General features: G+C 56.7%; 9 protein-coding genes. All 9 read right to left on the bottom strand.

The genetic code is table 11. The features are described 5' to 3' along the window. On the bottom strand, window positions 1-1,269 hold the full coding sequence (phoR, locus tag EY643_RS10595; protein ID WP_152662178.1) for a phosphate regulon sensor histidine kinase PhoR: 1,269 nt from the start codon (window positions 1,267-1,269) through the stop codon (window positions 1-3). Between the two features lie 18 nt (window positions 1,270-1,287). Continuing rightward, window positions 1,288-1,989 carry a phosphate regulon transcriptional regulator PhoB gene (gene phoB, locus EY643_RS10600; protein WP_152662179.1) on the bottom strand — a complete coding sequence of 234 codons (702 nt, stop codon included), beginning with the start codon at window positions 1,987-1,989 and terminating at the stop codon, window positions 1,288-1,290. 153 nt (window positions 1,990-2,142) lie between these two features. After that, window positions 2,143-3,195, bottom strand: a complete 1,053-nt coding sequence (locus EY643_RS10605; RefSeq protein WP_152662180.1) for a 2-oxoacid:ferredoxin oxidoreductase subunit beta — start codon at window positions 3,193-3,195, stop codon at window positions 2,143-2,145. Window positions 3,196-3,197: 2 nt separating this feature from the next. Then, window positions 3,198-5,054, bottom strand: coding sequence for a 2-oxoacid:acceptor oxidoreductase subunit alpha (locus EY643_RS10610; protein ID WP_152662181.1), 1,857 nt, complete (start codon window positions 5,052-5,054; stop codon window positions 3,198-3,200). Window positions 5,055-5,056: 2 nt separating this feature from the next. Then, window positions 5,057-6,829: an FAD-dependent oxidoreductase gene (locus EY643_RS10615; protein WP_152662182.1), complete on the bottom strand. Its 1,773-nt coding sequence runs from the start codon at window positions 6,827-6,829 to the stop codon at window positions 5,057-5,059. A 210-nt stretch (window positions 6,830-7,039) separates the two neighbouring features. Next, a complete protein-coding gene (locus tag EY643_RS10620) occupies window positions 7,040-7,645 on the bottom strand; it encodes a transglycosylase SLT domain-containing protein (RefSeq protein WP_152662183.1) in 606 nt (201 codons plus the stop codon). After that, complete coding sequence (gene ligA / locus EY643_RS10625; protein WP_152662184.1) at window positions 7,642-9,675, bottom strand: NAD-dependent DNA ligase LigA; 2,034 nt, start codon at window positions 9,673-9,675, stop codon at window positions 7,642-7,644. Before ligA ends, EY643_RS10620 begins: the two co-directional genes overlap by 4 nt. 5 nt (window positions 9,676-9,680) lie before the next feature. Then, window positions 9,681-10,649 (bottom strand): cell division protein ZipA, encoded by a 969-nt coding sequence (zipA, locus tag EY643_RS10630; RefSeq protein WP_152662185.1) that lies wholly within the window; start codon window positions 10,647-10,649, stop codon window positions 9,681-9,683. A gap of 17 nt (window positions 10,650-10,666) precedes the next feature. After that, the gene (gene smc / locus EY643_RS10635; protein WP_152662186.1) at window positions 10,667-14,164 is read right to left on the bottom strand and encodes a chromosome segregation protein SMC; all 3,498 of its coding nucleotides are present in this window, start codon (window positions 14,162-14,164) and stop codon (window positions 10,667-10,669) included. Between the last annotated feature and the right edge of the window lie 52 nt (window positions 14,165-14,216).

A 14,216-nucleotide genomic window follows, 5' to 3' on the forward strand; every position in this document is an offset into this window, starting at 1 on the left:
CTAGTTTTGTTCTGGGAAAACCAGAGAGAACGTACTCCCCTTCCCCAGCTTACTGTCAATTTCAAGATGTGCGCCATGGGCGGCCGCCACGTGTTTGACGATGGCGAGGCCCAGGCCTGTACCGCCTGTCGCCGAGGACCGACTGTCGTCCACGCGGTAAAAACGTTCGGTCAGGCGATTAAAGTGGCTCGCGTCTATGCCTATGCCCGTGTCTACAATATCAAGCCGGGCAACATCGCCGTCTTCTCGCCACGAAGCAACGACCGGTTCGCCCTCACTGCTGTACTTGAACGCATTGAAAACAAGGTTTGAGACTGCGCTATACAGCTCTCGATAGTCGCCCGGAATCTTGGTTCGACATTGGATATCCAATTGTAGCGGATTGCCCGGATGGGTGTTCGCGACCTCTTCCTTCAGTTCGTCCAGCAGAGCTGCAATATCTACCTTGTCGTCCTTATCCTGACGTTCAGTACTTTCAATACGCGAAAGCCACAGCAAATCCTTGAGCAGGTTCTCCATTCGCGCAGCCTGCCCCGCCATCTGCTCAATCGCCCTGACATAGGGGGCGGGCAAGCTGTCCGGGTCCGCCATAAACGTACCCAGATAACCACTTATCACGGTCAGCGGCGTACGTAATTCATGGGAGACATTGCCGACGAAATCACGGCGTATGCTCTCCGTCCGCACAACGTCGGTAACATCCCGCACGAAGAGCAAGGTATCGCCCTCGGCAAATTGGGTGACTACCAGTTGCAGGTGATGCTTGATCTCGCCGGTCGTCTCAAATACCAGGGGCACACTATAATCGGCCGTGGACAAGTATTCCGCGAATTCAGGCACTCGCACAATATTGGAAATCGCCTGACCGATGTCGTCTGGATAACGCAGTGCAAGCAGCCTCTGCGCCGCCTCGTTACACCAGCGCAGAGCCCCCTGCCCTTCGAGGATGACCACGCCATCGCGCATTGCTGCAAATGAATCCAGTAAGTAGTCGACTGTCGACTGCAAGCGTTCCTCGGTCGCGATAGCCTTCCGCTGACGCTTGTAGATATTGGCGACGATATCTCCCCACACGCCAAACAGGTCCGGAGGGGAGCCAGAGCTGTCAGCCAGCCACTTGCGCAGACGCCACAGCTGAAGTGACCAGAAAACCAACAGCAATACAGCTGCCACCAAAGCCCATGCCAGCGGATTACCGAAATAGAAGCCCGCCAACGCAGCGAGCAACACCGTTCCTATCAGCCGAAATACCGACGCCAACCACTCCATGGATTTCGGTAGTGCCTCCTATATGCAGCGAGAAGAAAATCGATAGCCGGTACCGCGTACCGTCTGAATCAGGTTACTGTGGTCAGCCTCGACACCCTGCAGCGCCTTCCTCAGGCGACGGATATGGACGTCTACAGTGCGTTCCTCGACATAGACGTTCGCGCCCCACACCTGATCGAGCAACTGACCCCGAGTATAAGCGCGTTCCGGATGCGACATAAAGAACTGCAATAATTTGAATTCAGTGGGCCCCATATCGATGGCGTGCTCACCCACGAATACGCGCCGGCTCTCACCGTCCAATACCAGGCCATTAACTTCCATTCGAGCGTTGTCTTCACCGCCCACTGTACGGCGTAACAGCGCCTTGATGCGAGCGATCAGCTCGCGGGGAGCAAAGGGCTTGGTGATATAGTCGTCTGCGCCCACGTCCAGACCCTGAATGACATTATCTTCCGTGGTTTTTGCGGTAAGCATGATCACTGGCACTTCACGGAAGGTATCGTCTCTTTTAAGACGACGCAGTAATTCCAGCCCACTGCCACCTGGCAGCATCCAGTCGAGCAGAATAATATCTGGTCGCTCATCCACGGTAATGGCGTAGGCATCCTGTATATTGGACGCCTCCAAACACCGAAACTCAGCAATTTCCAAAGCCATCCGCAACATATCTCGTATTGCGAATTCGTCGTCGACCACCAGAACAGTACGTTCAGTCATGACAGTAGTATTCCCTCATTCTTCCGAATGGAGGTATTAGATGATGGAATTATGACAACAAAGTTACAATCAGCCAAAGAATTGTGTGGCGGGCGTGATTTTAGTGATTGCCGCCCGTATACCGGCTGGGAACACGGGCGGAGACAGGGCGTATCAGCGAAGGCTGGCGTTGATATTCTTTAGCATCTGATTCCCGGGACACAGATCCTCGGTATCCAGCGTATTCAATGGACGCCTGGAAGTTTCCAGCACATCGTGCAGATCGCGAGAATCCTTGTCCATGTATATCAAACCGGTGAGAATATCCCCGGCGGTACGGTGATTTTCCATATTCATCAGCGCGGACGTACGATCAAATGGATCCAGATTTTCGCTCATCTTGTACAAGTGAATTGAAGAGCCATCGTGCAGCGTCACCTCGTGACTGGAGCCTGGCTCATAGTCCGTGGTGATCTCCTTCTGCATGGGTACAAAATCCACGGTACCGGTAGCCTCGGCATGCTCGCGAACGAACTCGTAGCTCTTGGTGGAGCCGGCGTTGTTGTTGAAAGTAACGCAGGGAGAGACGACATCAATCAGGGCGAAACCGCGATGGCTGATTGCGGCCTTGATCAACGGTACGAGTTGGTCCTTGTCACCGGAGAAGCTACGCGCCACAAACGTCGCGCCCATCTGCAAGGCAGTTGAACAAAGGTCGATGGCGCTAAACACGTTCGCATCACCTTTTTTGCTCACAGAGCCTTCATCAGCGGTGGCGGAATCCTGCCCTTTGGTAAGCCCGTAGCAGCCGTTATTCATGACGATGTAGACCATGTTCAGGTTGCGGCGTGCCACGTGTGCGAACTGGCCCATACCGATGGATGCAGTGTCGCCGTCACCGGACACACCCAGGTAGATCAAGTCGCGATTGGCCATGGCCGCGCCGGTAACGACAGAGGGCATACGCCCGTGCACCGAGTTAAACCCGTGAGATTTACCCAGGAAATACGTGGGCGACTTGGAAGAACAACCAATGCCCGACATCTTGGCGATCATATGCGGAGGAATAGACAGTTCGTGGCATGCCTTGACGATGGCCCCGGAAATGGAGTCGTGGCCGCAGCCTGCGCACAGTGTCGAGATTGAACCCTCGTAGTCGGCCTTGGTATAACCGAGGTCATTGACCGGCAGTTCGGGATGACGGAATTTCGGAATCTGGTAACTCATGCTTACTCTCCCGCCTGGCCGGCAATTTTGGTGCGATGCAAGGGCTGAACCTCACCACCGTTCAGGTGTTGCTTGATTTGTTTACTGATATTGCGGGCACTGATCGGGGTGCCATCGAAACACAACACAGACTTCAACTTGTCCGGGCCGAATTCGAACTCAGCCATCAACAAGGTACGCAGCTGCGCATCGCGATTCTGTTCAATTACGAACACCTGCTTGTGATTCTCGATAAACGCCTTTACGTCATCATTGAAGGGGAAAGCTCTGACCCGCATGGCGTCCAGGTGAACCCCCTCCTCTGCAAGGAAGTCCAGTGACTCGCGCGAAGATTCCTCACTGGTACCGTAATACAGCACGGCCACATCGGTTTTCTCAGCGGCAGTAACCACTTCTGGCTCGGGAACATATTCCTTGATCGTGTCCCACTTGCGCATCAGGCGCAGCATGTTCTTTTCGTATTCTTCACCCCGTTCGGTATATACCGCGTACTCGTCACGTGAGGTGCCGCGGGTGAAGAACGCACCGCGCTTGGGGTGAGCGCCCGGATAGGTGCGATAGCAAATCGCGTCGCCATCAACGTCGAGATAGCGCCCAAACTCAACGCCCTCCTCCAACTGTTCGGCGGTCATCACCTTGCCGCGGTCATAGGCACGATTATCGTCCCACTCCAAGGGCTCTGACATGTTGTCATTCATGCCCAGATCCAGGTCGGTCATGATGATGATCGGCGTCTGCAAACGCTCCGCCAGATCAAAGGACATGGCGCCGAAATCGAAACACTCTTTTGGCGTGGCCGGGAACAGCAGCACTTGTTTGGTGTCACCGTGTGAGGCGTAAGCCGCCGACAGCACATCCGACTGCTGGGTTCGCGTGGGCATGCCTGTGGAGGGACCTGCTCGCTGTACGTCGATCAATACGGTCGGTATCTCGGCGAAGTACGCCAACCCGAGAAACTCACTCATCAGCGAGATACCAGGGCCACTGGTTGCCGTAAATGCGCGCGCACCGTTCCAGCTGGCGCCGATCACCATACCAATGGCCGAAAGCTCATCCTCAGCCTGCACGATCGCATAGTTCTTCTCACCCGTACCCGGATCAATGCGCACTCTCCGCACATATTTCTCGTAGGCATCTACCACCGAAGTCGAGGGAGTAATCGGGTACCACGCGGCAACAGTTGCACCGCCATAGATAGCACCCAAACCGAGAGCGGTATTGCCGTCCAGCAGGATCTTGTCGCCCACCTGATCCGAGGTCTTCACCCGGATACCGATCGGGCACTCCAGATTCGCCTTCACATACTGATGACCGAGCTCCAGTGCGTGGATGTTTGGCAGGATCAGTTTTTCCTTGCCCTTGAACTGGTCTTTCACCAGGTCCGTGAGCACTTTGAAATCCATATCCAGCAACGCCGCCAGGGCGCCCACGTAGATCACGTTCTTGAACAGCTGACGCTGACGTGGATCGGTATATTCCTCGTTGCAAATACGCGTCAACGGGATGCCGATGATATTGACGTCGTTGCGCATCAAGCGCAGGTCGAGGGGCTTGGTGTCGTCGTAAATAAAATAGCCGCCCTCTTCCACTTCCTTGATGTCCTGGGCCATGCTCTGCGGGTTGACCGACAGCGCGATATCGACGCCACCGCGACGGCCCAGATAGCCCTTCTCACTGACGCGCACCTCATACCAGGTGGGCAGGCCCTGAATATTTGAGGGGAAGATATTCTTCGGACAAACCGGCAGGCCCATGCGGAAAAGAGCCTTGGCGAACATATTGTTGGCACTGGCGGAGCCTGTGCCATTTACATTCGCGAACTTGATGACAAAGTCGTTGACGGATTCGATACGTTTCATGATTACTGGCCCGCCTTGGTTACGTTGTAGAGAAACTTCTGCATATCCCAGGCGGATGTCGGGCATCGCTCGGCACACAAGCCGCAGTGCAGACAAACATCTTCATCTTTTACCATGACACGCTTGGTTGGAAGATCAGGAGAGATGTAGAGATCCTGGGCCAGGTTGCCCGCAGGCCCCGTGAGCCTCCCTCGCAAGTCCTCTTCCGCACCATTGTGGGTGAAGGTAATGCAATCTGTTGGGCAGATATCGACACAGGCGTCACACTCGATACAGCGCGGTGTATCGAAAACTGTCTGTATATCGCAGTTAAGGCAGCGCTCTGCCTCCTTGTAGCCGGTTGACTTGTCGAACCCGAGCTCGGCTTCAACCTTGCGGTCTGACAACGCCTTTTCCAACGGCGCGAGCGGCACAATATAACGTTCGTCATTCTCAACCGCGTTGTCATAACTCCACTCATGCACACCCATCTTCTGACTGGTCTGACGCACTGCGGGCGCCGGACGCTCGGCGACATCCTTGCCCTGGCAGAACAGATCAATACTGATTGCGGCCTGGTGGCCATGCGCGACAGCAGTAATCACGTTCTCTGGTCCAAACGCGGCATCGCCTCCGAAAAATACTTTTGGATTGGTGGACTGGAACGTGTCGGCATCGACGACCGGCATGTCCCACTTGCCAAACTCTATACCCAGGTCTCGCTCAATCCAGGGGAAGGCATTGTCCTGGCCAATAGCCATGAGCACTGTATCGGCTTCCATAAACACCAGGGGTTCACCGGTAGACACCAGGGAGCGACGGCCGTTCTCGTCGTACTCGGCCTCGACCTTTTCGAAATGCATGCCAGTGAACTTGCCGTCCTCGATCACGAACTCTTTGGGAACGTGATTATTGTAGATGGGGATGCCTTCGTGCATCGCATCCTCTTTCTCCCAGGGTGAGGCCTTCATATCCTCAAAGGGGCTGCGCACTACAACACGGACATCTTCACCACCGAGACGCTTGGAGGTTCGGCAGCAATCCATCGCGGTATTACCACCACCGAGTACCAGCACTTTCTTCTCGACGCTATCGCGATGCTCGAACGCAACACTTGCCAGCCAGTCGATACCGAGATGAACATGCTCACTCGCGTCTTCAAGGCCAGGCAGGTTAAGCCCTCGGCCCTGAGGTGCACCGGTGCCGACGAACACAGCGTCGTAATCTTTATCGAGTATGCTCTTGAGGCTATCCACATAGGTATCGAAGGTCGCGTTGATACCCATGTCGAGAATGTAATTAACTTCTTCATCCAACACCTCAATGGGGAGGCGGAACGAGGGAATCTGGCTGCGCATCATACCGCCACCAGCGAACTGGTTGTCGTAGATGTCGATGCTGTAGCCCAACGGCGCGAGGCCGCGTGCGACTGTCAGCGAGGCAGGACCGGCCCCAATGAGCGCAATACGCTTGCCATTTTTCTTGCTGGGAATCTTCGGCAGACGATCGCTGATATCGTCCTTGTTATCTGCGGCTACGCGCTTGAGCCTACAGATAGCAACCGGCTCTTCCTCTACCCTGCCGCGACGACAGGCAGGTTCACAGGGGCGATCACAGGTACGACCGAGTACCCCGGGAAACACATTGGATTCCCAGTTGACCATATAGGCATCGGTGTAACGCTCAGCCGCAATAAGGCGAATGTATTCCGGCACTGGTGTGTGTGCAGGACAAGCGTACTGGCAATCCACAACTTTGTGGAAGTACTCGGGGTTTTGAGTATCAGTCTGTTTCACGTGAGCAGCTCTGTATAGTGATTATTGGCGCTTTTCATCCGCTGCGCCTGAAGCGCTAGAATTTTGGCACAGCTGGCTCGCTTTTTCACCAGTGCAGCGGTTTGATATTCGTTACTTTTCCGTGACTTATGCACAGTCAGCGAATTTTCTCTGTGGGCGTTGCGAACGATTCGCAGACGAGAGATTTAACCCCTTTTATTTCAGGGTTATTTAGAACCAACCAAAGAACCAGCCACTGTCCTTGAGATCCTCCTCACAAGACCTCAGTTGGCCACCGTAGGTATTGGCTTTGCTCTGTACTTTACGGGCGACGCCCTGCAACCAGTCCTTACTGCGATAGCTACCGCGGCTGTAGCCACCGTGCCCCTCGTGGTAAGCGAGATAGAGACGATAGGGATCGGATTTGGCGATACCGTTGCGCCGATTGGACTGATGGTTGTACCAACCGATGAAGTCTATCGCGTCGGCAAAGTCGTCCCTATCCGCGCCGTAGTTCCCGGAACTGCGCTTGTAGTCTTTCCATGTGCCCTTTTTGGCCTGACTGTAGCCGTAGGCATCTGACGGTCGTGGGCCAGGAATGAAGCCAAAAATCTTCTTCCTCGGCGGCTTGGCCTTGGCAACGAAACGCGACTCCTGATGCATGATCGCCATCATGACCGAGATCGGACTGCCCCACGCCTTGCGCGCATCCGCAGCGTCTTCATACCAGCCTTTCTTCTCGCGAAATATATCGCAAAGATTCGCCGGGTTAGACGGCGGGCTGGTAGCGCAGGCTCCCAACATCATCAGTGAGAGAATCAGTACAAGACGAGTCATGGAGCAACCCCGTGGCCGGTCAGGAAAGTAAGGAAAGCGTCCTCGTCGATCACGTCTATGCCGAGTTCGGTCGCCTTGGTGAGCTTGGAGCCGGCACCCGGGCCTGCTACAACGCAGTGAGTTTTGGCAGACACACTACCGGCAACCTTGGCGCCCAGCGACTGCAGCAAATTCTTTGCCTCGTTGCGCCCGACCGCTTCAAGCTTGCCGGTGACGACCCAGGTCTGTCCGGCCAATGGCAGGTCGTGGGCAGCTACTACCTCGATCACCGGCCAGTGGACCCCCGCATCCATCAGCGCAGACGCGACTGCCATACTGTCCTGTGAATCGAAAAACTGACGCAGATGATCTGCCACTACCGGGCCGACATCGTCCACGGCAAGCAGCGCTTCTTCTGAAGCTGCGACCAGAGCATCCCAGGTGCCGAAGTGATTCGCCAGACTGAGGGCAGTTGCCTCGCCGACCTCGCGAATACCCAGGGCAAAAATAAACCGGGGTAACGTAGTTTCCTTGCTTTTTTCCAGGGCCAGCAACAGCTTGTCAGCTGATTTCTCGCCCATGCGCTCCAGCGCCACCAACTGATCGCGACTGAGATGGTAGAGGCCCGCGACATTTTCCAGCAGCTCTTCGTCGACCATCTGGTCGACCAATTTGTCACCGAGGCCGTCGACGTCCATGGCCCGACGAGACGCAAAATGGCGAATGGCCGCCTTTTGTTGTGCTGCGCAGACCAGCCCGCCCATACAGCGCACGACGGCCTCGTCCTGCTCCCGCTCTACGGCGGAGCCACACACCGGACAAGCGGTTGGAAATACAATTTCGCTTGCATCTACCGGGCGCCTGTCCGCCACAACAGACACGACCTTGGGAATCACGTCGCCAGCGCGCCTGATGACCACGGTATCACCCACCATGGCTCCAAGCCGTTCAATTTCGTCCTGATTGTGCAGGGTGGCATTACTGACGGTGACACCACCAACGAAGACGGGCTCTAGCCGGGCGACCGGTGTAATCGCTCCGGTGCGCCCAACCTGGAACTCAACGTCGACCAGCGTGGTCATTTCTTCCTGGGCGGGGAACTTACGCGCTATGGCCCAGCGCGGTGCGCGCGAGACAAAGCCCAGCTTCTGCTGCAGATCGAGGCGATTAACTTTATAGACGATGCCATCGATGTCGTAGGCCAGCCCGTCACGCTTCAGCGCGAGTTGATCGTAGTAGCGCTCGCAGGCGGCGATGCCCTCGACCACTGTCGTTTCTGCGTTTGTGCGCAGCCCCCAACTGCCAAGGCGATCAAGGATAGCGGCGTGTTCATCGGGTAATTCGCCTCCCTCTACCAGACCCACCCCGTAGCAGCACATTTCCAACGGTCGGGTTGCGGTGAGACGCGCATCCAGCTGGCGCAGACTGCCTGCGGCGGCATTGCGCGGATTCACGAAGGGTTTTTCGCCCTTGCTTCGAGCTCGCTCATTGAATTGCTCAAAGCCAGCTCTGGGCATATATATTTCCCCGCGAACCTCTAGCACTGCTGGGTAATCTTCACCCAGCAGACGCAGCGGTATCGAGCCAATAGTGCGCACATTGAGCGTGATATCTTCCCCGGTACGGCCATCGCCTCGGGTGGCACCTCTCACCAACAGTCCGTCGCGGTAAAGTAGGCTCACCGCGATGCCGTCGAGCTTCGGCTCGCAACTGTACTTTAGCGGCGCGACGTCCTGCCCCAGACGATCCAGGCAACGGCGTTCAAAGTCGATGAGCTCGTCGGCATCGAAGGCGTTGTCCAGCGACAGCATGGGCACTTCATGGGCTACCTGGGAAAAGTGATCCAGAGGTTTGTCGCCGACCCGCTGCGAGGGAGAGTCGGGCGTGATCCAGTCGGGCTGGTCTGCTTCGATCTCCTGCAGACGCCGCAAACAACGATCGTACTCCACATCGGGAACGCTGGGATCGTCCAGCACGTAATAACGGTGATTCCAGTCGTGCAGCTGCGTGCGCAGCTGTTCCAGCTCCGCTCGTAATGCTTCGCTTGTCACTGGGACTAGTGCGCCCTGGCGAGCATGCGCCGCTCCAGGTCACGAATTTGCTGTCGGCAGTGATCGATCGCCTGCTTGGTCAGGACACTGCGCGATTCGTCCAGCACATCACCGCCGAGATTGCGAGAGACGGCCTGAGCGGTTTCCAACATATAGTCGAATGCCTTCATCATGTCTTCCGGCCCCGGCAGGGTCAGGAAAAACACAAGACCCGGCGTATTGAAGTCAGACATGTTGTCGATATCGAACACACCCGGCTGCATCATGTTGGCGACGCTGAACTGGATTGCGCCCCGCCCTGCTTCCAATTCGTGGCGATGGAAAAAATTCATATCGCCAAAGCGCAGATCACAGGCTAGCAATATGTGCAGGATATCCTCTCCGCGGAAACCGCGGGCATCCCGGGCAACAACGTTGAGCATGAAGACTTCCGGATCCACGTCGCGCGGCAGGACTCCGGGCTCTTCCTCTGTCGGTGTCGCGGCCACTGGATCGCTGGCACCTATGTCATCCAGCCAGTCAACATTCTCAGGTTCCGCAAGCGGTTCATCTGCACTCATACCAGCCATCAGCGTCACATCGTCGACGGGCGGCTCGCCAGGCTCCTCTGATTCGGTTTCGGCCGCCTGTAAAACAGGTTCTAGCTCAGGTTCAGAGTCCGATTCAGGATGGCGTTTTGGTTCAGGTGTGGCAGCTGCCGGCTCGCGCTCCGGTGTCGCAGCGCGCCGTCCTGCGGCTCGCAGCAGATCACCGCGCTCGACCACACGAGCGCCACCATTGGGCAACTCCTTCAGCCAGGCCAATTCCTCATCGCGGCCATCGCTCTCATCCTCTTCCGGCTCGGCCAGATCCATCTGCACCCGGGAGTAGCGTTCGCTGCGCACTCTGCGCCAGGCGTCCAGCAGCACTGCCACGATCAGCAATACGCCAATGATGACCATCCAGTCCCTAATGGTTAGTTCCGTTATCGCCATGCTCTATCAGCTCTCTATCAGCTCGCTGCCAGTTCTGCTGCTTCTTCAACGTCCACAGTCACCAGGCGGGAAACACCGGGTTCATGCATGGTCACACCCATCAACTGATCTGCCTGTTCCATGGAGATCTTGTTGTGGGTGATGTAGATAAACTGCAATTTCTCGGACATCTCTTTCACCATTCGTGCATAGCGCGCGGTGTTGGCGTCATCCAGCGGTGCATCAACCTCATCCAACATACAGAACGGCGCCGGGTTCAGCTGGAAGATGGAGAACACCAGGGCGATGGCCGTGAGTGCCTTCTCACCACCGGACAGCAGGTGAATGGTGCTGTTCTTCTTGCCCGGAGGCCGCGCCATGATCGAGATACCCGTGTTCAACAGATCGTCGCCAGTCATTTCAAGATAGGCACTGCCGCCGCCAAACACGCGGGGGAACAGGTCCTGCAAGCCATTGTTGACGGTGTCGAACGTTTCCTGGAAACGGTTGCGGGTTTCCTTGTCGATTTTGCGAATCGCATTTTCCAGTGTATTGAGGGCCGTCTCCAGGTCCTCGTTCTGGGCATCCAGGTAATTTTTGCGCTCAGACTGCAGATTGTATTCATCAATAGCAGCGAGGTTGATGGGGCCGAGACGAGTAATACGGTTAGCGATGCGTTCCAGCTCGCGCTGCCATGCATCCTGGGTGGCGTCTTCCGGCATCGTCTCCAACACCTTCTCGAGATCCTGCTCGGCGTCGCGCAGCTGCTGGTGAACATTCTCACGCTGCACCTGCAGACTCTGGTTGCTCAGGCGTTGCTGCTCTAGCTGGCTACGCACGGTTTCGGCGCGATGCTCGATACTGGCACGCTGCTGCTCCGCTTCGCGCAGTTTGTGCTCCACTTCAGAAACGCTTTGGCGCGCCTCGGTGAGCTCGCCTTCTGAGGTGAGGCGCAGCTCCAGCTGGGCCTCCAACTGCTGCTGCAGTTCGTCCAGCGGGTTATCTGTTTCCTGCATGCTCTGCTGCAATTGATCGCGGCGCTCGCGCAGCTGTGCTACCTGACGATTGGCGCGATCAATTGACTCTCGCATCGAATCGACCTGGGTGCGCAGGGATTGGTGACGCATGGCAGCCTGGTGGGACGCGTCCTTATCGTGGCGTGCACTCTGGCGGCAGGAATCCAGAGTGCCGCGAGTTTCATCGCGCACCGACAGCAAATCTTCACGACGCTGAGAATCGGAGTCCATGCTCTCGATCGCCTCCGAGAGCAACTGGCGTGCTTCCGCGATTGATTCCTGTTCGCCCTGAAATTGTTCCCGCGCCTCATCAATGTCGGCATTCAAACGCTCGCGGCGGGCTGTAATCTGCTCCACCTTGGCTTGCATCGCTGAGAGCTGCGAGCCTAATTCAGCGTGCTGACGGGTAGCTGCCTGCAGTTCGCGTTGGCTGTTCTCGCGCTGTTCTTCATAGCGCTTCTGGTCTTCCTGGCAGCGCTGCAGTTCCGCCTGCATCTGTTCTTCGCGCTCTTCAGCTTCGGCGATGCTCTGCTCCAGCTCTTCGAGTTCCTGTTGGCGCTGAATGACACCGCCTTGCTGGTCGCTGAGACGAGTGACACGCAACCAATTGGCGCCCAGCCACAGGCCGTCGCGAGTAATAATGGACTCGTGCGGTGCCAGCGATGCGCGCCGGGCCATAGCCTGGCCAAGATCTTCAGCGACCTTGACCCCCGCGAGCAATGAAGATGCCGCTCCGCTGCTGCGAACCTTGGTCAGCAGGTCATCTTCGCCGGCGGCGATCTCGCCACCACTTTCTACAAGTGCCAACTGGCCCTGTTCAAGCGTGCCCAGCATGGTACCCAGAGTGCCGAGGTCGTCTACACAGACGGCCTGCAGGTAATCACCAAGCACTGTCTCCACCGCGAGCTGCCAGCCGTCGTCAACCTGCAGTTGCTCAAGCAGGCGAGGCTTGTCAGCCACCTGCTGTGCTTTGAGCCATTCGCCTACGCCGGTGCTGCCATCATCCATGGCCGCCTGTTGCAATGCTTCCAACGAGGCCTGGCGACCACGAAGCTGCTGCAAACTGGAGCGGATTTCGTTTAGCTGGCCGGAGAGATCACCACTGCGCTGGCGGGTGGACGTAATCTGCTCGACCACAGTGTCGCTGCTGTTTTCGTGCTCAGCCATGACCAGCTCTATTTCAGCGAGCTGTTCACCCAGGGTGCCGATATCATCATCAGCAGGCCCCGGGGCCAGGGCCTCTTTTTCCTGCTCCAGCTGACGGGTACGATCCTGTAGCCGCTGCAAAACCTGCTCCAGGTGCTGGATGCGAGATTGCTGTACCTCAGCCTGCTGGCGAGGCGCGGCGGCAGTGTGGTTAAACTCATCCCATTTATTCTGCCAGGTATGCATGGCCTCTTCTGCCTGCACCAACGCTTCTGCAGAAGCCTCCTCGACTTCCTGCAACATCTCGAGTTCAGGAGACAGGGTCTCGAGCTCCTCGTCCCACATCACCAACTTATCGCGATCTTCGCCGAGGTGGCTCTCCGCCTGACGCAAACTGTCGGAGGTCTGCTGCAGATCGTCCTGTAACTGACGACTGCGCTCCTGCTGGTGTTTGATGGTTTGCTCGATGCGAGCGACCTCGGAGCCGAGAGCGTAGTAGGTGCCCTGTACTTTGTTGAAAGCGTCGGTGCGGTCTGTGTGTTCCACCCGGAATTGCTCGATGGAAGTGTCTACCTGTTGGTGCTCGGCGTGGACTGATTCGAGCTTGACCTCCAGTTCGCCTACCGCCTGGTTGATTTCTCGCAACTGGCCGTCGAGTTCTTGCCACTGCAGGGCCTGCAGCTGTGCTTTGTAGCTGCGCTCTTCCTCTTTATAGTCAGCGTACTTCTCTGCGGCTGCGGCCTGGCGCTGCAAGTGGGACAGCTGTCGCTCCAATTCTTCTCGGAGATCGGTGAGGCGCTCGAGATTCTCAAGCGTCCGGCGCATGCGGCTCTCGGTTTCCTTGCGGCGTTCCTTGTACTTGGAAATGCCCGCAGCTTCCTCGATAAAGACGCGCAGCTCTTCGGGCTTGGATTCGATCAAGCGCGAAATCATGCCCTGCTCAATAATGGCGTAACTGCGTGCACCCAGGCCAGTACCCAGGAAGATATCGGTGATGTCGCGACGGCGGCATTTCGTTCCGTTGAGGAAATACTCGGACTGGCCTTCGCGGCTGACCTGCCGTTTGATGGAAATTTCAGCGTAACTGGCGTACTCGCCACCTACACCGCCATCGCTGTTGTCGAACACCAGTTCGATGGAGGCCTGCCCGACTGGCTGGCGATTGACCGAGCCATTAAATATCACGTCGGCCATAGACTCACCGCGCAGGTTTTTGGCAGAGCTTTCGCCCATCACCCAGCGCACGGCGTCGATTACATTGGATTTTCCGCAGCCATTGGGGCCTACGACAGCGCACATATTGCCGGGGAAGTTCACTGTCGTCGGATCGACAAAGGACTTGAACCCCGCCAGCTTAATCGACTTGAGTCTCATGGAACTTTAAATGCCCGCCCTATCTTGCTGTTTTTTATAGATTTTTCGGAGA

Source organism: Halioglobus maricola, from assembly GCF_009388985.1.
GTDB classification, from domain to species: domain Bacteria; phylum Pseudomonadota; class Gammaproteobacteria; order Pseudomonadales; family Halieaceae; genus Halioglobus; species Halioglobus maricola.